The sequence below is a fragment of the Streptomyces sp. WM6386 genome (genome assembly GCF_000972385.1).
Taxonomy (GTDB): Bacteria; Actinomycetota; Actinomycetes; order Streptomycetales; family Streptomycetaceae; genus Streptomyces.
This window is the reverse complement of record NZ_JXTE01000005.1, coordinates 51,398-75,276: the sequence shown is the minus strand read 5'-3', so window position 1 is coordinate 75,276 and position 23,879 is coordinate 51,398. Positions and strand designations below refer to the sequence as shown.

Sequence of the window (23,879 nt, the reverse complement as noted above, 5' to 3'; positions counted from 1 at the left end):
CTCTGCCACTCTATCCGCTGATCCCGTAGGGCTCCGGGTCACGCCAACGTTCAAAGGGCCGGTCAATCGCGTACTTGCCGTCGTCCCCGAGAACGAGCATCCGCATCTCCGCGTTCCCCGGATTCGACAGGGACTCGAATTCCGCGACGGTCCAGTGGAACCAGCGCATGCAGAACAGGCGCATCGCGAGGCCGTGGGTGACCAGCAGGACGTTCGGTGGATGGTCGGGGGCCTCGAAGCTGCGGAACAGGCTCTCCAGGAAGCCGCCGACCCGGTCGTACACGTCGGCCCCGGACTCTCCCTGGGCGAAGCGGTAGAAGAAGTGGCCGTAGGCGTCCCGGTAGGCCTTCTGCAGGCGTACGTCGTCACCGTCCTGCCAGTTCCCCCAGTCCTGCTCACGCAGCCGGGGCTCCTCACGCACGCGTACGAGTTCGGGATCGAGGTGGAAGGCGCGGAACGTCTCGTGGGTGCGGCGGTACGGGGAGACGTACACGCTGATCCGCTCGCGGCCGAACACCTCGCGCAGCCGTTTGCCGGTCTCCTCGGCCTGTTGCCAGCCCCGCTCGGTCAGCGCCAGAGCGTGGTCTGGCTCGCGTTCGTACACGGTGTCATCAACATTGCCCGTTGACTCGCCGTGCCGGACAAGGACGATGCGCCGTGGTCGTGCCATGCCAAGACCCTAGATCGAGTGAGGGCCGATCGAGCACCCGTACGGCCTCCATACGGCGTAGGTCACACATTTCCTGCACCATGGGCCACACCAGGGCGCACGATTAACAGTCCGGTTTTCAAACCGTCCAGCTCGGCTCCAGCTCCACGATGTCGCCCGTCAACGACGCCACGTCCGCCTCCGTCTGGGCGCGCAGTGCGAGGCGCTCGACTCGCTCCGTGCGGTACTTGCCGTGCTCGGCGGCCGACTGCCACATCGACAGCACCAGGAACTCGTGGCCCGGCGCCTCACCGAACAAGCCGCGGATCATTCCGGGCGAGCCTGCCATGGCGGGATTCCAGACCTTCTCCTGCATCAGCGAGAAGTGCTCGGCTCGCTCCCCGTGGACCCGGCAGTGGGCGACCCGTACCAGGTCGGTGTCCGTGAAGCGCGGTTCGAAGCCGGTCTTCACGTCGAAGCGGTAGTCGAAGAGCTTGACCTGCGCGTCCTTGAACGTGCCCGACTGCGTGGACGCAAGCCGGTCGTGGGAACGGGCCATGAAGGAGTCGTAGAAGGAACGGCTCTCCCAGAAGGAGAAGATGTGCGCCACTCCGGGCCGCCCCCGGCTCCAGCCTCCGCCCTGTCCCCGAAACCCCGGCTCCCCCAGAAGCCCCGCCCATTTCCGCTGCCCGCGCTCGAAGCCGCGGCGGTCCACCACGGTGCAGCGAATCCACTTGACCAGCACCGCGCCATCGTAAGGCCACGCAGCGTGGCCCAGGTCACGCTCCGACAGAGATCTCTCCCGCGAGCGGTACGCGCGCGTGGCAGGATGGACAACCGGCTCCGGCTGCCTGGCAGTTCGGACCGTGGACACGGGGAAGGGGAAACCTGGTGAACGCCCTCAACAAGGGGATCCGCAAGGTCGAGGTCTCGCTGAAGTGGGATCCGAGTCCGGTGGGGAGCGCTGCCACCGATCTGGACATCGTCGCCGCAACCTACCTGGAGGCGGATCCGTACGGCGATCCCGCCTATGCGGTGCACTTCGACAGTCGCTCCCCGGACGGCACCATCACCCTCAATCGGGACAGCAAGGACGGCAAGGGCTTCGGCTGGGACGAGGTCATGACCCTGGAGCTCGACCGGCTCGACAGCCGGTACGCGCGCGTGGTCGTCGGTGTCGTCATCCAACAGCGCTCCGCGGACCGGACGTTCGTCGGTGTGCTCAACCCGGCGCTGCGGATCCGCGAGGGATACACCGTGCTCACCGAAGACGACTTCGGCAGTGTCCTCGGGGCGACCGCGGCGACGGTGGCGGAGTTCGTGCGGGACGGGTCCGGAACGTGGGAGCTGCGCCCCGGCATCCATGGCTTCGAGGACGACCCGGCGGGGTACACGCGGGTCATGGGGCAGGCGCACCGGCCCTGATCAAGGGGTGCCGGTGCCCGGACTCCTGAGTTCCCACCCCTTGAGCTCCAGTCCGCCGCGACCCTCGCGAGCCACGTCAACCCCCCGTCACCGGCAACGAGTCCGGCTCGGGCAGTCTCGCACCAGTCCGCACGGTCGAGCAGCACGAGATATGCGCGACGCAACGCCGCCCGACGTGGTACACCACATCGACGTCGGGTGCCTGCCGTTCTCTTGATCACGCCGAGGGGCCTGGCATCGCGGCCCCCTGAACGGCAAGGGGCGGTGGAGCCGGTTCCGGCTCCACCGCCCTCACCTGGTCATGTGCTCCGGATCAGCTGCAACCGCTGGTCGAGCCGCAGCCCTCGCAGATGTAGCAGGAACCGGCCCGCTGCATCTTCGTACCGCAGGAGAAGCAGAGCGGGGCGTCGGCCTGGATGCCCAGCTGCATCTCCACCAGCTCGGCGCTGGTGTGGGCCTGCTTCGGGGCGGGCTTGGCCGCCTCGACCTCGGCCTTGGGGGTGACGACGGCCTTCAGTTCCTGGGCGCGCGGAGCCGACTGGGCCAGCCCCTCGACGTCCATCTCGTCGTCGGACGGCTCGTACGAACCGGTCTCCAGGTGGCGCTGACGCTCCTCTGCGGAGTGGATGCCGAGCGCGGAGCGCGTCTCGAAGGGCAGGAAGTCGAGCGCCAGGCGGCGGAAGATGTAGTCGACGATCGACTGCGCCATCCGCACGTCCGGGTCGTCCGTCATACCGGCCGGCTCGAAGCGCATGTTGGTGAACTTGGAGACGTACGTCTCCAGCGGCACGCCGTACTGGAGGCCGACGGACACCGCGATGGAGAAGGCGTCCATCATGCCCGCGAGGGTGGAGCCCTGCTTGGACATCTTCAGGAAGACCTCGCCGAGACCGTCGTCCGGGTAGGAGTTGGCGGTCATGTAGCCCTCGGCGCCGCCGACCGTGAAGGACGTCGTGATGCCGGGACGGCCCTTGGGGAGGCGCTTGCGGACCGGGCGGTACTCGACGACCTTCTCGACCGTCTCGCGGATGGTCGCCTCGGCCTTCGCCGTGACCTCGACCTTCTCCTTCTCCTTGGTCTTCGCGGAGAGAGGCTGGCCGACCTTGCAGTTGTCGCGGTAGATGGCGAGCGCCTTGACGCCCATCTTCCAGGCCTCGAAGTAGACCTCTTCGACGTCTTCGACGGTCGCCGTCTCCGGCAGGTTGACCGTCTTGGAGAGCGCGCCGGAGATCCAGGGCTGGATCGCGGCCATCATCCGGACGTGGCCCATCGCGGAGATGGAGCGCTCGCCCATCGCGCAGTCGAAGACCTCGTAGTGCTCGTGCTTGAGGCCCGGAGCGTCGACGACATTGCCGTTCTCGGCGATGTGGGCGACGATCGCCTCGATCTGCTCCTCCTGGTAACCCAGGCGGCGCAGGGCCTGGGGGACGGTGCCGTTGACGATCTGCATCGAGCCGCCGCCGACCAGCTTCTTGAACTTGACCAGGGCGAGGTCGGGCTCGAGGCCGGTGGTGTCGCAGGACATCGCGAGACCGATGGTGCCGGTCGGCGCGATGACGGACGCCTGGGCGTTACGGAAACCGTTCTTCTCACCGACACGCAGCACGTCCTGCCAGGACTCCGTGGCGGCGGCCCAGATCGGCGTGTCCAGGTCGTCCACGCGGACGGCCTTGGTGTTCTCGTCCGCGTGCTGCTTCATGACCCGCAGGTGCGGCTGCGCGTTGCGGGCGTAGCCGTCGTACGGGCCGACGACCGCGGCGAGTTCGGCGGAACGCTTGTACGACGTGCCGGTCATCAGGGAGGTGATGGCACCGGCGAGGGCGCGGCCGCCGTCCGAGTCGTACGCGTGGCCGGTCGCCATCAGCAGGGCGCCGAGGTTGGCGTAGCCGATGCCGAGCTGGCGGAACGCGCGTGTGTTCTCACCGATCTTCTGCGTCGGGAAGTCCGCGAAGCAGATGGAGATGTCCATCGCGGTGATGACGAGCTCGACGACCTTGGCGAAGCGCTCGACCTCGAAGGACTGGTGGCCCTTGCCGTCGTCCTTGAGGAACTTCATCAGGTTCAGCGAGGCGAGGTTGCAGGACGTGTTGTCCAGGTGCATGTACTCGCTGCAGGGGTTCGAGCCGTTGATACGGCCGGACTCCGGGCAGGTGTGCCAGTGGTTGATGGTGTCGTCGTACTGGATGCCCGGGTCGGCGCAGGCCCAGGCCGCCTCGGCCATCTTGCGGAACAGGCTCTTGGCGTCGACCTCTTCGATGACCTCGCCGGTCATACGGGACGTCAGGCCGAACTTGCCGCCCGTCTCCACGGCCTTCATGAACGTGTCGTTCACACGGACCGAGTTGTTGGCGTTCTGGTACTGGACCGACGTGATGTCGTCGCCGCCCAGGTCCATGTCGAAGCCCGCGTCACGCAGGGCGCGGATCTTCTCCTCTTCCTTCACCTTGGTCTCGATGAAGTCCTCGATGTCGGGGTGGTCGACGTCGAGGATGACCATCTTGGCGGCGCGACGGGTGGCACCACCGGACTTGATCGTTCCTGCGGAGGCGTCGGCACCGCGCATGAAGGAGACGGGACCCGAGGCGTTGCCGCCGGAGGACAGCAGCTCCTTGGAGGAGCGGATCCGGGAGAGGTTCAGGCCGGCACCGGAGCCGCCCTTGAAGATCATGCCTTCTTCCTTGTACCAGTCGAGGATCGACTCCATGGAGTCGTCGACGGCCAGGATGAAGCAGGCCGAGACCTGCTGCGGCTGGGGCGTACCGACGTTGAACCACACCGGGGAGTTGAAGCTGAAGATCTGGTGCAGGAGCGCGTACGCCAACTCGTGCTCGAAGATCTCGGCGTCGGCGGGCGAGGCGAAGTACTTGTAGTCCTCGCCGGCCTTCCGATACGTCTTCACGATGCGGTCGATCAGCTGCCTGAGGCCGGTCTCGCGCTGCGGGGTGCCCACGGCACCGCGGAAGTACTTGCTGGTGACGATGTTGACCGCGTTCACCGACCAGAAGTCGGGGAACTCGACGCCACGCTGCTCGAAGTTGACCGAGCCGTCGCGCCAGTTGGTCATGACGACGTCACGGCGCTCCCAGGCCACCTCGTCGTACGGGTGCACGCCGGGGGTGGTGTGGATGCGCTCGATACGCAGCCCCTTGGTCGCCTTGGTGCCCTTGGCACGGGAACTCCGTGCCGGACCGCTCGCCGTCTCTGTCATGCCGCCTCCCTCTACGGGCTAAAACGCCCTGAAGTGCCCCGATGTTCCCGTGGCACGGTGTTCTGTCTGGTGTTGCGGGCACCCTCTCGCTGCCGCCCGCAACAGGTCTAAGTTCGCCGCCGTCCGGCCGGCCCCGGTGTCTGCGACCGGGCCGACCCGCCGATCAGTCGGCGGCGCCTGCGGGCTCGGGGACCTGAGCGGCCTCTCCCGACCCGCGGTCGTCTTCCTGGCTCCCCGTGACAGCACCTTCGCGGTCCTCGTCGTCCGCAACGGGGCGTCCCGCCGATTGCCTGAGCTCCACGATGGCGGCCTCGAAGTCCTCGAGCGAGTCGAACGCCCGGTAGACGGAGGCGAATCGCAGATAGGCGACCAGGTCGAGCTCCTGCAACGGGCCGAGTATGGCCAGACCCACGTCATGGGTGGTCAGCTCGGCGCTCCCGGTGGCCCGCACCGCCTCCTCGACCCGTTGGCCGAGTTGAGCGAGCGCGTCCTCGGTGACAGGTCGTCCCTGGCATGCCTTGCGCACGCCGTTGATGACCTTGGTACGACTGAAAGGCTCGGTGACCCCGGACCGCTTGACCACCATGAGCGAACACGTCTCCACGGTCGTGAAACGACGGGAGCAGTCCGGACACTGGCGGCGCCTGCGGATCGACGTGCCGTCGTCGGTCGTACGACTGTCGACGACGCGGCTGTCGGGGTGCCTGCAGAAGGGGCAGTGCATGAAGTCCCAACCCTCCTCACAGCAGAATCAATAGCCTCGCTGGGCCTCTTGGGCCCCTCGAAGCAGCCCCAAGCATAGGCGATCGCCGAGGGCCCGAAGACCCGGGGGACCACAACTTCTGGGCTGCTGTAGCAATCCAAGCACTAGATGTAGGGATCGGCTCCACAAACACGCCGTACGCGCGCGTCCCGCCCGTATTGGCATGTGCCGCACGACCACGCCGCCACGCCGGGGACGCTCGTGCACAGGCGTACCGCTGCGGCGCATGCGGAGATAGCGTGGGCACCGCACGGAGGGGACGTGGGACTCCCGCGCAGATGAGGACCGGGGCCCTGTCGCCGGAGCACCGGATGGCAGACTGGGGCAACAACCCATGAGGTCCCCACCTCGGCGGCGAAGAGTACAACAAAGGGCCCTTTTGTCCGCTGGACATCACGTTAGCCATACACCCAGACACATGATCGCGGCAGGCAATCCGCGATTTTTCACTCGAACGTGTGTTTGGCGCAACCTTTCGAAAGCAACTACCGTTGTCCAGCAGGGAGACCATCGAGAGGGGCCGACGTGACCACCACCGCAGACAGTGCCACCATCACTGCCCAGGACCGCTCCCAGGGCCGACTCGAGCCGGTGCATGCGATGAACGAAGCCACGAATCCCGAGGGGCACAAGCGCTCCTTGCCGGGCCGACCGCCAGGCATCCGGGCGGACAGCTCGGGGCTCACCGACCGGCAGCGCCGGGTGATCGAGGTCATCAGGGACTCCGTGCAGCGGCGGGGCTACCCGCCGTCGATGCGGGAGATCGGACAGGCCGTCGGCCTCTCCAGCACCTCCTCGGTCGCACACCAACTGATGGCACTGGAGCGCAAGGGCTTCCTGCGCCGCGACCCGCACCGCCCGCGCGCATACGAGGTGCGCGGTTCCGACCAGGCCGCCTCCGCGCAGCCCACAGACACCGCCGGCAAGCCCGCAGCGTCCTACGTCCCGCTGGTGGGCCGTATCGCCGCCGGTGGCCCGATCCTCGCGGAGGAGTCCGTCGAGGACGTGTTCCCGCTCCCCCGACAGCTCGTCGGTGACGGCGAGTTGTTCGTCCTGAAGGTCGTCGGCGACTCCATGATCGAGGCTGCGATCTGCGACGGCGACTGGGTCACGGTCCGCCGTCAGCCTGTCGCCGAGAACGGCGACATCGTGGCCGCGATGCTCGACGGCGAGGCCACCGTCAAGCGCTTCAAGCGCGAGGACGGCCATGTCTGGCTGCTCCCGCACAACGCCGCGTACGAGCCGATCCCCGGCGATGACGCGACCATCCTCGGCAAGGTGGTGGCAGTTCTGCGCCGCGTGTGACGGCTGCGGCGGGCGGACCACTTCGAGGTCCGCCTTCTGACCGGGCCCCGGGACCTCTGCGCCGGTTCCGGGGCCCAGTGCTGTGCGGGCGCCCTGCGGCGGTCCAGGCGACCGGTGTCTTCCCAGGGCGTGGGTGGCCAGACCGGCGCTGGTCAGGCCACGCCAGCTCTTATTCCGCTTCGCCCGGCTTCGCCGCCGCGTCGATCGCGGCCAGCGACTTCCGGACCTGGTTACGGTCCGTCGTGTACCAGAAGTCGGGCAGCGACGCCTTCAGATAGCTCCCGTACCGCGCGGTGGCGAGCCGCTGATCCAGTACGGCAACCACACCTCGGTCCCCCGACGCCCGCACGAGACGGCCGGCGCCCTGCGCCATGAGCAGCGCCGCGTGCGTGGCGGCGACCGCCATGAAGCCGTTGCCGCCTGCGTCCTCCACCGCCTTCTGCCGGGCGCTCATGAGCGGGTCGTCGGGGCGCGGGAACGGGATCTTGTCCATGACGACCAGCTGGCAGCTGGGGCCGGGGACGTCGACGCCCTGCCAGAGCGACAGCGTGCCGAACAGGCATGTCTTCGGGTCTGCCGCGAAGTTCTTGATCAGCTCACCGAGGGTCTCCTCGCCCTGGAGAAGGATCGGGAACTCAGGGATGCGGGAGCGTAGTTCCTCAGCGGCGAGCTGGGCCGCCCGCATCGAGGAGAACAGGCCCAGGGTGCGACCGCCGGCCGCCTGGATCAGTTCCGTGAGCTCGTCGAGCATGTCCGCGCGGTCGCCGTCCCGCGCGGGGCGCGAAAGGTGCTTGGCGACATAGAGGATGCCCTGCTTCGGGTAGTCGAAGGGCGAGCCGACGTCGACGCCCTTCCACTGCGGGAGGTCGTCTCCTTCGGTGCCCTCGGGGGACAGTCCCAGGGAGGCGCCGACGCCGTTGAAGTCGCCGCCCAGCTTCAGGGTCGCCGAAGTCAGGACGACGGAGCGGTCCGCGAAGAGCTTCTCCCTCAGCAGGCCCGACACGGACATGGGGGCCACGCGCAGGGAGGCGCCGAAGCGGTCGTGACGTTCGTACCAGACGACGTCCCACTCGGAGCCGTTGGTGATCCGCTCCGCCACGTCGTGCACGCTCTCGACAGAAGCCAGAGCCTGCTTGCGTACGGAGTCCTCGTCCTGGACGGACTTGTCGCGGGTGGCGCCGATGGCGGAGATGACGGTACGGGCGGCGTCGCGCAGAGCCATGAGGGCGTAGCCGAGGTCTTCCGGGATCTCCTCGAGGCGGCCCGGCAGCGCGAGTTCCATCAGCCGCTCGAAGCCCTCGGCGGCGGTCTGTAGCTGGTCGGCGGCCTTCTCGTTGACGAGCTTCGCCGCCCGGCGCACCGCGCGGTTGACCTGCCCAGGGGTGAGCTCGCCGGTGGCGACTCCGGTGACCCGAGAGACCAGTTCGTGCGCCTCGTCGACGATCAGTACCTCGTGCTGCGGGAGCACCGGGGCGCCCTCGATGGCGTCGATGGCGAGGAGCGCGTGGTTGGTGACGACCACCTCGGCGAGCTTGGCGCGCTCACGGGCCATCTCGGCGAAGCACTCCGCGCCGTACGCGCACTTCGTGGCACCCAGGCACTCCCGGGACGACACCGACACCTGGGCCCAGGCCCGGTCGGAGACGCCCGGGGTGAGGTCGTCGCGGTCGCCGTTCTCCGTCCGGTCCGACCACTCGCGAAGTCGCAGCAGGTCCTGGCCCAGCTTGCTGGTGGGCGCGGCCGCCTCGAACTGGTCGAAGAGGCCCTCTTCCTCGTCCTGCGGCATGCCCTCATGCAGGCGGTGCAGACACAGGTAGTTCGACCTGCCCTTGAGCATCGCGAACTCCGGGCGGCGGCGGAGCTGAGGGTGCAGCGCGTCGACCGTCCGTGGCAGGTCCCGCTCCACGAGCTGGCGCTGCAGGGCCAGCGTGGCAGTGGCCACGACGACTCTCTCCCCGTGCGCGAGCGCGGGCACGAGATAGCCCAGCGACTTTCCGGTGCCGGTGCCGGCCTGGACCAGCAGATGGGAGCCGTCGTCGATCGCCTCCGCGACGGCTTCGGCCATGGTCACCTGACCTGGGCGCTCCATGCCGCCGACGGCAGCGACGGCGGCATCCAGGAGTTCGGGGAGTGAGGGCTTCGTCATAGCGCGACAACCCTACGGCCCACCACTGACAAACGAGAGGCCAAGGGGGGACGAGGGGCGGGATCAAGGCCGGGTGCGGGAGGGGCTGGGGATCGGATGGGTTCGCTTGAGGCCGGGATTGGGCGATTCAGGGTCACTCTCAGTCTGTGCGGAGCTGAGATCGGTTCGGATGTGAGAGGAGTACGTCAGGCTCGTTCCGAATCGGTCAATTACGGATGGGATCGGTCGGCTGTGCGCGGGCCCGTCGGACACTCAAGCGCGGACCGGCTGAGCGCGGACTTACCGGGTGCCGACCGGTCGAGCGGTGTCGGTCGAAGGCGCGCACCGGCGCACAGACGGCCAGTGCTGGTCCAGGGGTGCCCGGTCGGAGCCCTGCACCGGCCCTGCACGGCGATGTCGCCCCAGTGTGAAAAAGGTGCGGCGCGAGTGGGAACCGAGCCGGGACGAGCGGTGTACCAAAAGTGACACCAATGCGACGTTGTGTCACATCAGATCGCGCAGGCATCGGTCTCGGACCATGAGGGCGGCCCGCTTGTCGGGCAGGTCGACTTCGGCGGAGAACCGGAAGCCGGCGCTGAGGAAGGCGGAGACAGAAGGGGTGTTTCGCATGGCGGGTTCGGCGATGACACGGGTGCAGGCAGGGCGCTTGTCGAGCGCGAGGTCGGCGACGGCTCGGAGCAGTGCGCTGCCGAGACCTCGTCCGCGGTCCGTGGCCGCACCGATGAGGAGGTGGATACCCGTGTCATGAGGTCGGGCGGGATAGTGGCGGGCCAAGGGATCGAGGTCGGCCCGGTAGATCTCCCAGTAGCTCATCGGCGTACCGTCCAGCATGCCGAGGCAGGGGACGCTTCGGCCATCTCCGGCGACTTGGGCGTGCACGTGGTTCGCAGCCAGGTTCCGGGGGCCTGACAGCTGCCAGAACTCCGCGACGGCGGGGTCGTTCATCCAGCGGCTGATGAGCGCAAGGTCTTGCTCGCCCTGGACAGGGACGAGGTGGAACACCCCCACGGGCGTGGCCACAGATCCCCAGTAGGACACGCAGTCGAGGAGATCGCCATGGGCCCGGGTGGTCGAGCCGGGCCCTGCCGTGCCGTGCGCGCCGCGTCGTTTCTCACCGTTGTCGGAGGATTCGTTCGCGATGAGCGCGAGAAGTTCGTCGGGCAGGCGCAGATCGAGGGTGTCCTCGCTGTCGGAGCCCCAAGCTCGATCGGCGTCGATACCCCGGAGGGGATCGGCATCGGCGACGCCCGGGCCGGCCCCGAAGGCGGTGTGGCCGTCGGCCGGGCCGGGGTTGGTGCAGGTTGCGGCATCGGTGCCGGCGGGGACGGTACCGGCGTCGGCACTCGCGTCGGTGGGAGGCACGGCGACGCTCCTCTCAGGAGACGGGTCGGGGCATGTTCCTCAGGAATGAAGGGGGTTGACGGTGATCACGAGTGCAGGGGGTTGGCGATGGTGACGTACACGGACTGGGTGTCGACCGGGCCGACGAGTTCGTCGAGACCATGCAGTCGGGTCAGGAGGTTGGCCTTGCAACGAAGAACGGGGGAGTCGAGCAGGCGGGCAGGCAGTGAGGTGCGCAGCCGGGAAGGTCCGGAGGCGACCTCGCTCAGGAAACGGCGGAAGGCGGCGAGCAGCAGCCGTTCGTCGGCGAGGCGCTGGGAGCCGAACGCACCGATGAGACCGAGGACGTTGTTGATGCCGAGGTAGTACGCAAATCGCTCGTCGGTGACCTCGTCGGAGACGAATGTGTCGCTGTCCTTGCCGATTCCGGGGAGCCTGGCGTCGAGTTCCGCGCGTCGGGACTCTCGGAAGTAGTAGCCCTGGTTGTCCCGGTAACGGCCTCCCACGGGCCAACCGTCGCCGTCCACGTGAACCAGCGTGTTCTGCTGATGCGCCTCCAGGGCGATGCCCGCCTCCGCGTCGAGCCACAGCACCGGACGAACGACCTGCTCCAGATAGCGCAGGAACCACTCGGCGGCGACGGCACCCAGCGGTCGACCGGTCCGGTCGGCGAGGCGTGCGAGGACGTCGGCGAGACGGGACCGTGTGGCCGACGGGTCGGCTGTCCCACCGCCCGTGGTGCTGTCCGACCGGGGGTAGGGCCTGGGCGAGACGAGCCCGGCGACGCAGGAGACGTCGTCCGTGGGGCGGAAAGGGTTGTGCCGGATCATCACATTGAGTCCCGGCACAGAGTTGCCGTCCAGCCCGTCGACGGCCAGCCAGGCCGGGTCGCGGACGATGTCGAAGCCGGGGTGAAAGGCCTGCCAGTGCTCGGCGAGCCCGCTGCGCAGAAGACGGTGGACCTCGACGCCTCGGTGAAGTTCCTTACGGAGGTTTTCGCGGCGGGAGTTGGTGATGCGCAGTCCCAGCGAGAGCTTGAGCATGGCGGGGGCACCGGAGCGATACACCGTGCGGACGGAGGAGGTGGGGTACCACGCGGAGCCGTGTGCTCCGAGATCCCTGAGCAGTCCGGCGTCGAGCAGGGCCGCGGTCGAGGGGTGGTGCCGGACTTCCCGCAACTGCCAGGGGTGGAGCGGCAGGGCCGCATGGCCGTCGGGCAGGGGCATTGCGGTTTCGGCGAGGCGTGCCGTGAGTTGTGCCGCCGGGATGGGGCGTCCACGCTCGGTCCAGGCCGAGTCGGTGGCGAGTACGGAGGGAGCGACAGCGATCCAGTGGAGGGGGAAGGAACCGCGCAACTCAGGTGAGCAGAGAGGTGCTTCAGTCTCGGAGAGGCCCTCACGGCTCTTCGGAGCGGGGTGCAGGGGGTGTCCGAGCACCAGGGCCTGTTCGCCGGCGAGGAAGAGATCGGGCTCGTCGGAGGGATGCCTTCTGCGCTCGTCGATGAAGGTGACGGTGCGGCGCACGGAGTCGGCTACGCGTGCGACAAGGTCGGTGCCGGCGGTGGCGTCCAGACGTGTGCAAGTGGCTTGGCCCGCCGGGGCGCAGACGGCGGCCGGCTCGGTGACGGGGGCCGGGCTGGAGACCGCGGCCAGGGCTCGGGCGTCGGGGCTCCCGTTCGACGTCTCCCTGGTGAGCAGTGCCGCGACCGTGACGGCGTCGACGGTCGGGGCCTGTGGGGGAACGTCAGCCAGGCGGGGAGGGCCGAAGCGGTGCCATCCCGTCGGGGACCAGTAGTGGACGGGGACCAGCAGAGCGGTGCCGCTGGCGGGCAGGGGGATGCGGAGGGTGCCGTCGGCGGGGGCGGGGAGGTCGGTTTCGCGCACCCAGCAGCGCAGGAGGTTCTCCACGGCTGCGGCTTGGGCCACGGTGTGCGGGTCGGGATGGTCCAGGGGTTCCGTGAGGGTGCCCCGCAGCCGGTCGACGCTCTGACGGCTTCCCGGCTCGGGGGGCCTGCCCTGTCCAGGAACCTGTCCCGCAACCCGTTCCTGACCAGGGCCATCGCCGCGGCTGGAGGCCTTCCTTTCCTGAGGACCCCGTCCCTGTTCCGGAACCCGTTCGTGCGGGCGAGGGGCCGCGGCGGCCGTCGGTCCGGGCTCGGGCTGCCGGGAAGTCTCCGTGACGGAGGAGCCTCGGGTGGGTGTGTGGACCGGGCCGTCGGGTGCGGAGGTGCTGTTCAAGGCTGTTCCTCGTGAGCGGGCTCTGGGTCGTGAGAGCGGGCCGGGGTCATGTCGGGTGGTGGGAGTGCGTCGGTCTGTGGCGTCTTGGTCGGTGGTGAGTCGAGTGGGGGTGTGATGTCTTTTCGGAGCTGGAGCGGCGGGTCGGGGTTGGTCCAAGCCGCGGTGCGCGTATGGGCGTTCGGGCGATCCGTGTCATCGGCCGGCGGGCTGTCCCACGCGTGCGGAGCGATTGCCGTGACGGTGGTGTGCGTGTCCCGATGTGTCCGTCTGGCCGTGGGAGGTGTGGCCGCGAGCCACCGCCTCCACCGCGTCGGACAGCCTGTCGAGCACCGCGTCCGCCTGCTCGTCGCTGATGGTCAGGGGTGGCAGGAGGCGCACGACGCTCGCGTGGCGGGCACTGAGTTCGACGATGAGGCCGCGTCGCAGACACTCCCGCTGGACCGCGGCGGCGAGTTCAGGAGCAGCAGGGTGGGCATCGGTGGCCGCGCTCTCGGCAGCCCCGCACCGGCAGGCCTCAGCCTCAGCTTGCCGAAACCCCACCTCGGGATCCACCAACTCAACCCCGAGCATCAACCCCCTGCCGCGCACCTCCCCCACACACGAAAGCCGCTGCCCCAGATCCCGAAGTCGGCACAGCATCCGCGCCCCCAGCACCGCCGCGCGCTCGGCGAGTCCGTTCTCGCGGGCGTACGTGAGCGTCGCGGTGCCCGCGGCCAGGGCGAGTTGGTTGCCGCGGAACGTGTCGGTGGGGGCGCCGCGTTCGAAGAGGTCGAGGTCGTCGCGGTAGACCAGGACGGCCAGTGGCAGGCTGCCCCCGATGGCCTTGGAGAGGATCATCACGTCGGGGGCGATCCCACTGTGCTCCACCGCCCAGAAGGCGCCGGTGCGACCGACGCCGGTGTGGACCTCGTCGGCGATCAGGGGGATGGAGCGGGCTGCCGTGATCTGCCGTATGCGCCGCATCCAGGAGTCCGGCGCGGGGATGACTCCGCCCTCGCTCTGTACGGGTTCGACGATCAGTCCGGCGGGTCCGGCGGCACCCGAATCGAGGTCGTCGAGGAGGGACTCGGTCCAGCGGGCGGCGAGTTCGGCGCCGCAAGTGCCGCAGACGCCGAACGGGCAGCGGTAGTCCTGCGGATAGGGCAGCCTCGTGACGCGGACGTCGGCCGCCTCCTGGGACGTTTCGAGTGCCGTGGTGCTCATGGCGTGGCGGGAGCCGGTGAAGGCCAGCATGCCGGTGCGCCCGGTTGCCGCCCGGACGAGCTTGAAGGCGGCCTCCACCGCGTCCGTGCCACCCGGTCCGCAGAACTGCACGCGCGCGTGGTCGACGAGACCGGCCGGCAGAGTGCGGAACAGCTCGGTGACGAAGCCGTCCTCGGCGGGGGTCGCGAGGTCGAGAGCGTGCAGGGGCGCGCCCGAGTCGAGGACCTTGCGGATGGCCTCCAGCACCACGGGATGGTTGTGCCCGAGCGCCAGGGCCCCCGCGCCGGAGAGACAGTCCAGGTAGCGGCGGCCGTCCGCGCCCTCGATGGTGAGTCCACGCGCCCGCACGGGCACGATCGGCAGGGCACGCGCATAGGTGCGCGCCGCCGACTCGCGTGCCGACTGTCGGCGCGGGGCCCCCGCGGACACGCACCCGCCGTACGAAGACTCGGCCACGTCTCGCCGTCCTCCCGCCGTCGTCCCACGCCCACGGGCGAGCCGAAGTCGCACCACGGGCACAGGGGACCGCTCAGAGACAGCAGGCCCCCACGGCTACCAACCCCGGACGGTTCACCCGGTTACGGGTTGCCTCAAGATCCTTGCCGTGACGGAACCGTTGCCGTTCCGTCGGGAGTCCCCCACAGCGAGCGCATAGTGTGTGTTGCCGTTCCAAGAGGCCGTGCGCACACAGGAGAACGGCACCGGACGGACCAGAGCCGCCGGGGTGTCGATGTGGGGGTCACGGCCGCAGCGCCTAGTTCGTTCACCTCAGGGGGAGTCAGATCATGCGATCCATACGGCCGTTGTCCACCGTCCGCCGGGAAGGGGGGGCGCGCCGCAGAACCTCCCCCGTGCTGGCCGCCGTTGCTCTCGCCTCGGCGCTCGCGCTCACGGCGACCGCCTGCGACTCGGGCGACGCCGAGGCGGGCGGCGAGTCCTCCGCCTCCGCCACGTCGGGCGACGGGAAGATCACCATCCCGGACGACATCAAGGACCGGCTCAAGGAGCACGGGATCGACGTCGACGAGTGGAAGGACGGCGCCTGGAAGGACTGGAGCAAGGACGACTGGCTGCGCGAGGCCGGGGACTACATCAACCCGATCATCGAGGGCCTGTGGGACCCGGACCGGATGCGGGAGGCCGAGGAGCCGGACCAGGAAGTCGACGACAGCGACCTCGACGGTGACCAGGGAGTGACCGACCCGGAGCCTGCGCCGGTGGACGCGAAGGCCGTATCGCCTACGTATCACGACAGTGTCCCCGAGGCGGGCAAGGTGTTCTTCGACTCCCCCGAAGGACAGATGGTCTGCTCGGCAACGGTCGTGCAGGACCCGGCCAACCCCGGCAAATCCAACATGGTGTGGACGGCGGGCCACTGTGTCCACGCGGGCAAGAGCGGCGGCTGGTACCGCAACATCGCGTTCGTGCCGTCGTACAACGACAAGGGCCTGTCGACCGCGGAGCTGGAGGGCGCCTCCCGGGAGGAGGTCGCTCCGTACGGTGTGTGGTGGAGTGACTGGGCGCAGACCTCGGACCAGTGGATCGAGCAGGGCGGTACGACCGGCGGTGACGGTGCCTCGTACGACTTCTCCGTGCTTCATGTGACGCCGGAGGAGGGCGGCACCGGCAAGTCGCTGGAGGAGACGGTCGGTTCGGCCCTGCCGGTGGACTTCAAGGCTCCGGCCGCGACGAAGATCCAGAGCATGACGGCGACCGGATACCCGGCGGCGGAGCCGTTCGACGGCCAGACGCTGTACCAGTGCCAGGACAAGCCGGGTCGGCTGTCGCTCAACGCTTCGGACCCGACGATGTACCGCATCGGATGCACCATGACGGGCGGTTCATCCGGTGGCGGCTGGGTCGCGACCGGTTCGGACGGCAAGCCGGCGCTGGTGTCCAACACCTCGATCGGCCCGGTGACCGCGGGCTGGCTGGCCGGACCGCGGCTGGGTGAGGTGGCCAAGGGCGTGTACGACTCGGTCAGCGAGAAGTTCGCCGGTCAGTGACGACGGCGGCGGCGACGGGGCGGTTCACCGGGCTCACCGGGCTCACGAAAACCTTCACCGCCCCGTCGCTGTTCGCCCTCAACTCCACGGGCATAGTGGGTTGTCGCGTGACAAGGGGGTTCGCGCAGTGCACGGACCCCCCTCGATCGAGTGACGCGCGCATGACATCACCGCAGTTCGAAACACCAATCGCTCCAACGGGGGTTACCGCACCATGCGTTCCACACGTACGTCCGCGACGCCGAGTCGCAGGCGGCGCACCGCTCTTGCCGTCACTGGCCTCGCCGCCGCCCTGGCGCTGACCGCGACCGCCTGCGAAGGCTCGGACACGGCGAGCGACAAGGCGGGCGCCACGACGTCCCAGGCCGCCGACAGCGGCAACGACAAGGTCCAGATCCCTGCCGACCTCGCCGACAAGCTCAAGGAGCACGGCATCGACGTCGACCAGTGGAAGGACGGCGCCTGGAAGGACTGGGACAAGGACAAGTGGCTGAGTGAGGCCAAGGACTTCGTCAACCCGGTGATCGAGGGCCTCTGGAAGCCGGAGCGGATGAAGTCCGCGAAGGAGGCCAACAAGACGTACTCGACGAAGGACGCGGCGGCCGACCAGGGCGTCAGCGACCCGGACCCGGCACCCGTCGAGGCCTCGGCCGAGAAGACGCCGTACCACGAGAACGCGGCCCCGGTCGGCAAGATCTTCTTCGACACTCCCGAGGGCGCGGCGGTCTGCTCGGGCACGGTCGTCAAGGACGTGAACCACCCGGGCAAGTCGAACCTGGTGTGGACGGCCGGCCACTGCGTGCACGCGGGCGACGGCGGCGGCTGGTACCGCAACATCATGTTCGTCCCGGCCTACAACGACTACGGCAAGTCCGAGGCGCAGCTGACGAATTCCAACGCCTCCGAGATCGCGCCGTACGGCCAGTGGTGGGCGGACTGGGCGTCGACCTCGAACGAGTGGATCGCGGGCGGCTCGGAGACCGGCGGTGCCGGTGCCGCGTACGACTACTCGGTGCTGCATGTGAAGCCGGAGTCCGGCGCCAAGTCGCTGGAGGAGACGGTCGGAGCCGCGTTGGACGTGGACTTCTCCGCCCCGTCCGCGACCGAGGTCGCCAAGATGGGCGCCTGGGGCTACCCGCAGGCGGCGCCGTACAACGGTCTGAAGATGTTCAAGTGCATCGACCAGCCGGGCCGTCTCTCGCTCAGCACGACGCTGCCGACGATGTACCGCATCGGCTGCACGATGACCGGCGGTTCGTCCGGCGGCGGCTGGTTCCGGGTGGTGGACGGCGAGACCAAGCTGGTCTCGAACACGTCGATCGGCCCGGCCGACAACACCTGGCTGGCCGGCCCGCAGCTGGGCCAGGAGGCCGAGGCGATCTACCAGAGCATGAGCAAGACGTACGGCGGTCAGTGACCGGAGCAGGCTGAAGGCCCGCCCCCTGCAGAAAGGGGGCGGGCCATCACGGCGTTCCTGACGAGCTACGGCCGTCAGGCGACCGACACCGGCACCGGCACGTACGGCGCGAGATCCGCCGCCAGCTCCTCGTGCACCCGGACCTTGAGCAGGGTGCCCTCCGGGGTGTGCTCCTCGGAGATCACCTCGCCCTCGGTGTGGGCACGGGCGACGAGCTTGCCGAGCGTGTACGGCACGAGCGCCTCGACCTCGACCGACGGCCGCGGCAGCTCGTTGTCGATGAGGGCGAGCAGTTCCTCGATGCCCTGGCCGGTACGGGCCGAGACCGCGATGGAGCGCTTCTCGATCCGCATCAGCCGCTGGAGCGTCAGCGGGTCCGCCGCGTCGGCCTTGTTGATCACGACGATCTCGGGCACGCGGGTGGCGCCCACGTCCGTGATCACCTCGCGCACGGCGGCCAGCTGCTCCTCCGGGTTCGGGTGCGAGCCGTCCACCACGTGCAGGATCAGGTCGGACTCGCCGACCTCCTCCATGGTGGAGCGGAACGCCTCGACCAGGTGGTGCGGCAGGTGGCGTACAAAGCCGACGGTGTCCGCCAGCGTGTACAGCCGCCCGCTCGGGGTCTCGGCCCGGCGCACGGTCGGGTCGAGGGTCGCGAACAGGGAGTTCTCGACCAGCACGCCCGCGCCGGTGAGGCGGTTGAGCAGCGAGGACTTGCCGGCGTTGGTGTAGCCCGCGATGGCCACGGACGGCACCTTGTTGCGCTTGCGCTCCTGGCGCTTGATCTCGCGGCCGGTCTTCATGTCCGCGATCTCCCGGCGCATCTTCGCCATCTTCTCGCGGATCCGTCGCCGGTCCGTCTCGATCTTGGTCTCACCGGGACCACGGGTGGCGAGGCCGCCTCCCTTGCCGCCGCCCATCTGACGGGACAGCGACTGACCCCAGCCGCGCAGTCGCGGCAGCATGTACTGCATCTGCGCGAGCGCGACCTGCGCCTTGCCCTCTCGGGACTTGGCGTGCTGGGCGAAGATGTCGAGGATCAGGGCCGTACGGTCGATGACCTTGACCTTGACGACGTCTTCGAGGTGGATGAGCTGGCCCGGGCTGAGCTCACCGTCGCAGATGACGGTGTCGGCGCCGGTCTCCAGGACGATGTCCCTGAGCTCGGTGGCCTTGCCGGATCCGATGTAGGTGGCGGCGTCGGGCTTGTCGCGGCGCTGGATCACGCCGTCGAGCACGAGCGCGCCCGCGGTCTCCGCGAGGGCGGCGAGCTCCGCGAGGGAGTTCTCCGAGTCCTGCGCGGTCCCCGAGGTCCAGACGCCGACGAGCACGACCCGCTCCAGGCGGAGCTGGCGGTACTCGACCTCGGTGACGTCCTCGAGCTCGGTGGAGAGGCCTGCCACGCGGCGCAGGGCCGCGCGCTCGGAGCGGTCGAACTGGTCGCCGTCCCGCTCTCCGTCGATCTCGTGGCTCCAGGCGACGTCCTCTTCCATCAGGGCATCGGCCCGAAGACCTTCGGGGTGTGTGTGCGCGAAGCGCTGCGAGTCCTGGGAAGGGGATGAAGAGGAGGTCATTGGGTCCTTACGTCGTTGGGGATGCCGATTCGGCGACCGTCACTGGTGACAACGCACGAGTACCCCGGGAGATTCCCGTGTCCCGTGCCGCGCCGACCTGAAGATGGTCGCACGGCACGGCCCGTCTCGTCATCGCCTTATTTCGCGGCTGTCCCCGTGGCCGCCTTCGTCGTCGCCACCGATTTCCAGTCCGGGTGGCCCGGCATCGGCGGAGTCTTCTCGCCGTAGAGCCAGTCCTGGAAGAAGCCCCCCAGGTCGCGGCCCGAGATCTCCTCGGCGAGCGCGACGAAGTCGGCGGTCGTGGCGACGCCGTCCTCGTGACGGCTCACCCAGGCCCGCTCCAGGCCCTCGAAAGCCGGGCGGCCGATCTCCTCGCGCAGGGCGTAGAGGATCAGCGCGGCGCCGTCATAGACGTTGGGACGGAAGATGCTGATCTTCTGGCCGGGATTCGGCGCCTTGGGCGCGGCCGGCGGTCCGCCCGCGGCGCGCCAGCGGTCCGAGGCGCCGTACGCGGCCTTCATCCGCGTCTCCATGGGCCTGTCGGCCTTCTCCTCGGCGTACAGGGCCTCGTACCAGGTGGCGTGCCCCTCGTTGAGCCACAGGTCGGACCAGTTACGGGGGCTGACGCTGTCGCCGAACCACTGGTGGGCGAGTTCGTGCACCATGATCGACTCGACGTACCACTTGGGGTAGGCGGGCTGGGTGAACAGGTCTCTCTCGAAGAGAGAGAGGGTCTGCGTCTCGAGTTCGAAGCCGGTGTCGGCGTCGGCCATGAGCAGCCCGTACGTCTCGAAGGGGTAGCGGCCGACCTTGCTCTCCATCCAGGAGATCTGGTCGGGGGTCTTCTCCAGCCAGGGTTCGAGCGCCTCGCGGTGCTTGGTGGGCACGACGTCACGGACCGGCAGTCCGTGCGGGCCGGTGCGGTGCAGCACGGTGGAGCGGCCGATGGACACCTGGGTGAGCTCGGTGGCCATGGGGTGCTGGGTCCGGTACGTCCACGTGGTCTCCCCGGCGACCCGGTCCACGCCGGCCGGCAGGCCGTTCGCGACGGCGGTGTAGCCGTCGGGCGCGGTGACCCGGATGGTGAACATCGCCTTGTCGGAGGGGTGGTCGTTGCACGGGAACACCAGATGGGCGGCGTCGGCCTGGTTGGCCATGGCGAGGCCGTCCGTGGTCCGCACCCAGCCGCCGTCCCGGTTCTGGGCGGACACGGGGTCGCTGGTGTGCTTCACGGTGATCCGCATCCAACTGCCTCCGGGCAGCGGTTCCTCGGGCGTGACCACCAGGTCCTCGCCTGCGCCGGTGAACGTGGCGGGCTCGCCGTCCACCTCGACCGAATCGACCTTGCCGTGGGCGAAGTCGAGGTTAATGCGGTCCAGTTCGGTGGTCGTCCAGGCGTCGATCGTGGTGACGGCCCTCAGCGGCTTGCTGTTGGAGCCGGGATAGGTGAAGGAGAGGTCGTACGACGCCACGTCGTACCCGGGGTTGCCCAGGTGCGGGAAGAGACGGTCGCCGACGCCCAGCGGGGCGTCGGGCGCGCTCGCGGCGACGAGACAGACGGCGGAGGAGAGCAACGCGGCCGCCTTCAGCCGGCGAGGGCTCCTGGCGTGGGGGGTGAGCAGCATGCACCACGGCTACCAGCGCGCGCGTGCCGTGGGGCGACGACTCGCACCCGGCCCACCCGAACGGGTAACGGCCTGGTTGGATGCGGGCATGGACGTGTACGAGGAGTCCGGACTCACGAAGGCGGTCTGGAGCGACGCCGATTTCGAGCAGATGGGGTGGCACGACGTCACCGTGCACGGCATGTACGTACAGCGCACCGATGACGTGCTGCCGCGCCTGCTGTTCGATCTCGACTACATCACCCGCTGGGTCCACCCGGTCCCGCCGGAGACGCACTTCAGCTTCTGGATCGCGCCGTCGACGCTCGTCTTCGACGACATCTGGGATCTCGAAGGGGATCTCGACTTCAGAGGGCTGGGCGTGAACCTGGAGCTCGACGCGCTGCACCGGCTGACGCCCGAGGACGACCGGCCCGGGTGGAGTGACACGCCGCTGTGGCACCTGGAGGGGCAGGCGTTCGACCTCAGGTTCCGCGCCCCCGGCTTCCGCCAGTACGTCCGGCAGCCGCCCCGGCTCTCGCCCCGCCTCGTCCTGGGCCACGCCGAGCGCGGCGGCTGCTCCTTCGCCGAGACAGCCTTCGAGCGGTAGTTCGGTAGGGCGAGCCCGTCACACGCCCGTCGTCTGCGCCCTGCTCACGTCGTACACACCCGGGACGTTCCGCATCGCCCGCATGAGCGCGGGCAGCAGTGCCGCGTCCGGGAGTTGGACCGTATAGGTGTGACGGACGCGCTGCTGGGTGGGGGGTTCGACGGTCGCCGAGACGATCTCGGCGCCTTCGAGTGCCATGGCCTCGGTGAGGTCGGCGAGCAGATGAGGGCGGCCGAACGATTCGGCGAAGAGCGTGACCCGGCACTCAGTGGTGTCGCCCCAGCGCACATCGACCTCCGCGCGCCTCGCGTCCTTCATACGCGCCACCGCGGCGCATCCGACGCGGTGCACGGTGACCACTCCCCCGCGCACGGCGAAGCCGGTGATGTCGTCGGGCGGTACGGGCGTGCAGCACCCGGCCAGCCGTACGGTCGCACCGGGCGGGTCGACGAGGACATCGGCGGTGCCCGGGCGGGCGGCGGGACCGTCCGCGGCCGGCGCTTCGACGGCGGAGCGCGGGGCCGGATCGCGCTCCTCGACCTCGTGCGGCTCCTCCTGCGAGGGATGCGTCGCGATCCACCTCTGGATGGCGATCCGCGCGGCGGGCGTGTGCGCGTGCTCCAGCCACTCTCTGGAGGGCTCGGAGGCCGGGTCCTGGCCCATGAGCAGCTGGACGGTGTCGCCGTCCCGCAGAACGGTGCTGAGCGTCGCCAGCCGACCGTTGACGCGGGCGCCGATGCACGCGTGCGCGTCCTCGCCGTACTGCTCGTAGGCCGCGTCCACACAGGTCGCCCCCTCGGGGAGGCCGAGCGTGCCGCCGTCGGGGCGGAAGACGGTGATCTCGCGGTCCTGGGCGAGGTCCTCGCGCAGGGTGGACCAGAAGGTGTCGGGGTCGGGTGCGGCCTCCTGCCAGTCGAGGAGGCGGGAGAGCCAGCCAGGACGCGTGGGGTCCTCGCGCTCGCCGTCTGCGGACTCCTCCGTAGGAGGAGCGTAGGGATTGGCGAGCGCGACGACGCCGGCCTCGGCCACCTTGTGCATCTGGTGGGTGCGGATGAGGACTTCGGCGACCTGGCCGTCACCGCGGGCGACCGCGGTGTGCAGCGACTGGTACAGGTTGAACTTCGGTACGGCGATGAAGTCCTTGAACTCCGAGACGACGGGCGTCAGACAGGTGTGCAGCTCGCCGAGCACGCCGTAACAGTCGGCGTCCTCGTTGACCAGCACCAGCAGCCGGCCGAAGTCGGCGCCGCGCAGCCGGCCGCGTTTGCGGGACACACGGTGTACGGAGACGAAGTGCCGGGGCCGGATGACGACTTCGGCCTGGATGTCCGCGTCGCGCAGGACGCCGCGCACCTCGTCGGCGATCTCCGCGAGGGGGTCGTCGGCGCGGGAGGCGTTGTCGACGATCAACTCCCGTGTGTGCTCGTACTCCTCGGGGTGCAGGATCGCGAAGACCAGGTCTTCCAGTTCGGTCTTGAGCGCCTGCACGCCGAGCCGTTCGGCGAGCGGGATGAGGACGTCGCGGGTGACTTTGGCGATGCGCGCCTGCTTCTCGGGGCGCATCACTCCGAGAGTGCGCATGTTGTGCAGCCGGTCGGCGAGTTTGATCGACATCACACGGACGTCGTTGCCGGTGGCGACGAGCATCTTGCGGAAGGTCTCGGGCTCGGCGGCGGCGCCGTAGTCGACCTTCTCCAGCTTCGTCACACCGTCGACGAGGAAGCGGACCTCCTCACCGAACTGCTCCCGCACCTGATCGAGCGTCACATCGGTGTCCTCGACGGTGTCGTGGAGCAGTGACGCCGTCAACGTCGTGGTCTCGGCGCCGAGTTCGGCGAGGATCAGGGTCACGGCCAGCGGATGTGTGATGTACGGCTCACCGCTCTTGCGCATCTGGCCGCGATGCGAGGACTCGGCCAGGACGTAGGCGCGGCGCAGGATGTCGCGGTCGGCGTCGGGGTGGTGGGCTCGGTGGGCCTCGACGACGTGGCTGATGGCGTCGGGCAGCCGGTCGCGGGTCGCGGGGCCGAGCAGGGCGGCGCGACCCAGACGGCGCAGGTCGATCCGCGCCCGCCAGCGCGCCGCAGGCCCTGTTACCGGACCTGGGGTCGCGGGGTTCGTGGCCTCCGCACTCATGGGCACCTCCGGCTGCGTCAACCGGCGGACGGGGTGCCCCAGGGCGGACACGGCTCAGGGGATGGCATCGGTCCCCCGTCCGGGCCGGTGCTTGATGCTACCGAGCCCACCACGCGCGGCTGACCGCCTCTCGTCGAGCGTGAAACGGATCACCCATTCGAGCGACGATTCCGAGGTTTACGATTTCGCGCCAGCTGACCCGGCGACAGTCCGTCGATTCGAATCGCTCCGGATGCCTGGAGCTGCGGATCCCAG

The 23,879-nt window shown here is 69.2% G+C and carries 16 protein-coding genes; 5 read left to right on the top strand and 11 right to left on the bottom strand.

What is annotated here, in order from left to right:
- Nucleotides 1-10: 10 nt before the first annotated feature.
- Together TN53_RS04615 and TN53_RS04610 are read right to left on the bottom strand one after the other, a co-directional pair.
- Nucleotides 11-670, bottom strand: a complete 660-nt coding sequence (locus TN53_RS04615; RefSeq protein ID WP_046257044.1) for a histidine phosphatase family protein — start codon at nt 668-670, stop codon at nt 11-13.
- A gap of 118 nt (nt 671-788) precedes the next feature.
- Nucleotides 789-1,394, bottom strand: coding sequence for a YdbC family protein (locus tag TN53_RS04610; RefSeq protein WP_046257043.1), 606 nt, complete (start codon nt 1,392-1,394; stop codon nt 789-791).
- 146 nt (nt 1,395-1,540) lie between these two features.
- Here TN53_RS04610 and TN53_RS04605 point away from each other — a divergent pair, with 146 nt between their 5' ends.
- Complete coding sequence (locus TN53_RS04605) at nt 1,541-2,074, top strand: TerD family protein (protein WP_046257042.1); 534 nt, start codon at nt 1,541-1,543, stop codon at nt 2,072-2,074.
- A gap of 313 nt (nt 2,075-2,387) precedes the next feature.
- Here TN53_RS04605 and TN53_RS04600 read toward each other — a convergent pair whose 3' ends face one another.
- Together TN53_RS04600 and nrdR are read right to left on the bottom strand one after the other, a co-directional pair.
- Nucleotides 2,388-5,282, bottom strand: coding sequence for a vitamin B12-dependent ribonucleotide reductase (locus TN53_RS04600; protein WP_046257041.1), 2,895 nt, complete (start codon nt 5,280-5,282; stop codon nt 2,388-2,390).
- 163 nt (nt 5,283-5,445) lie between these two features.
- Nucleotides 5,446-6,006 (bottom strand): transcriptional regulator NrdR, encoded by a 561-nt coding sequence (gene nrdR / locus TN53_RS04595; protein WP_046257040.1) that lies wholly within the window; start codon nt 6,004-6,006, stop codon nt 5,446-5,448.
- A gap of 564 nt (nt 6,007-6,570) precedes the next feature.
- Between nrdR and lexA the strand changes: the two genes are divergently transcribed.
- Nucleotides 6,571-7,350, top strand: a complete 780-nt coding sequence (gene lexA, locus TN53_RS04590; protein WP_046257039.1) for a transcriptional repressor LexA — start codon at nt 6,571-6,573, stop codon at nt 7,348-7,350.
- Between the two features lie 169 nt (nt 7,351-7,519).
- Here lexA and TN53_RS04585 read toward each other — a convergent pair whose 3' ends face one another.
- The 4 genes from TN53_RS04585 to TN53_RS04570 all read right to left on the bottom strand — a co-directional run bounded on the left by TN53_RS04585 (nt 7,520) and on the right by TN53_RS04570 (nt 14,733).
- The gene (locus TN53_RS04585) at nt 7,520-9,496 is read right to left on the bottom strand and encodes an ATP-dependent DNA helicase (RefSeq protein ID WP_046257038.1); all 1,977 of its coding nucleotides are present in this window, start codon (nt 9,494-9,496) and stop codon (nt 7,520-7,522) included.
- A gap of 483 nt (nt 9,497-9,979) precedes the next feature.
- Nucleotides 9,980-10,858, bottom strand: a complete 879-nt coding sequence (locus TN53_RS04580) for a GNAT family N-acetyltransferase (RefSeq protein WP_046257037.1) — start codon at nt 10,856-10,858, stop codon at nt 9,980-9,982.
- A gap of 65 nt (nt 10,859-10,923) precedes the next feature.
- On the bottom strand, nt 10,924-12,810 hold the full coding sequence (locus tag TN53_RS04575; RefSeq protein ID WP_095046298.1) for an IucA/IucC family protein: 1,887 nt from the start codon (nt 12,808-12,810) through the stop codon (nt 10,924-10,926).
- A gap of 456 nt (nt 12,811-13,266) precedes the next feature.
- Nucleotides 13,267-14,733, bottom strand: a complete 1,467-nt coding sequence (locus tag TN53_RS04570; RefSeq protein WP_046257036.1) for a diaminobutyrate--2-oxoglutarate transaminase family protein — start codon at nt 14,731-14,733, stop codon at nt 13,267-13,269.
- 329 nt (nt 14,734-15,062) lie between these two features.
- Between TN53_RS04570 and TN53_RS04565 the strand changes: the two genes are divergently transcribed.
- Nucleotides 15,063-16,283 (top strand): trypsin-like serine peptidase, encoded by a 1,221-nt coding sequence (locus TN53_RS04565; RefSeq protein ID WP_046257035.1) that lies wholly within the window; start codon nt 15,063-15,065, stop codon nt 16,281-16,283.
- A 214-nt stretch (nt 16,284-16,497) separates the two neighbouring features.
- Nucleotides 16,498-17,700: a trypsin-like serine peptidase gene (locus TN53_RS04560; protein ID WP_046257034.1), complete on the top strand. Its 1,203-nt coding sequence runs from the start codon at nt 16,498-16,500 to the stop codon at nt 17,698-17,700.
- Nucleotides 17,701-17,774: 74 nt separating this feature from the next.
- Here TN53_RS04560 and hflX read toward each other — a convergent pair whose 3' ends face one another.
- Nucleotides 17,775-19,274 carry a GTPase HflX gene (gene hflX / locus TN53_RS04555; RefSeq protein ID WP_046257033.1) on the bottom strand — a complete coding sequence of 500 codons (1,500 nt, stop codon included), beginning with the start codon at nt 19,272-19,274 and terminating at the stop codon, nt 17,775-17,777.
- 137 nt (nt 19,275-19,411) lie between these two features.
- Nucleotides 19,412-20,899: a M1 family metallopeptidase gene (locus TN53_RS04550; protein WP_046257032.1), complete on the bottom strand. Its 1,488-nt coding sequence runs from the start codon at nt 20,897-20,899 to the stop codon at nt 19,412-19,414.
- A gap of 88 nt (nt 20,900-20,987) precedes the next feature.
- On the opposite strand from TN53_RS04550, the gene TN53_RS04545 reads away from it, so the two are divergent.
- Complete coding sequence (locus TN53_RS04545; protein WP_046257031.1) at nt 20,988-21,488, top strand: hypothetical protein; 501 nt, start codon at nt 20,988-20,990, stop codon at nt 21,486-21,488.
- A gap of 18 nt (nt 21,489-21,506) precedes the next feature.
- On the opposite strand, the gene TN53_RS04540 is transcribed toward TN53_RS04545, so the two are convergent.
- Complete coding sequence (locus TN53_RS04540) at nt 21,507-23,624, bottom strand: RelA/SpoT family protein (RefSeq protein WP_046257030.1); 2,118 nt, start codon at nt 23,622-23,624, stop codon at nt 21,507-21,509.
- Nucleotides 23,625-23,879 lie beyond the last annotated feature (255 nt).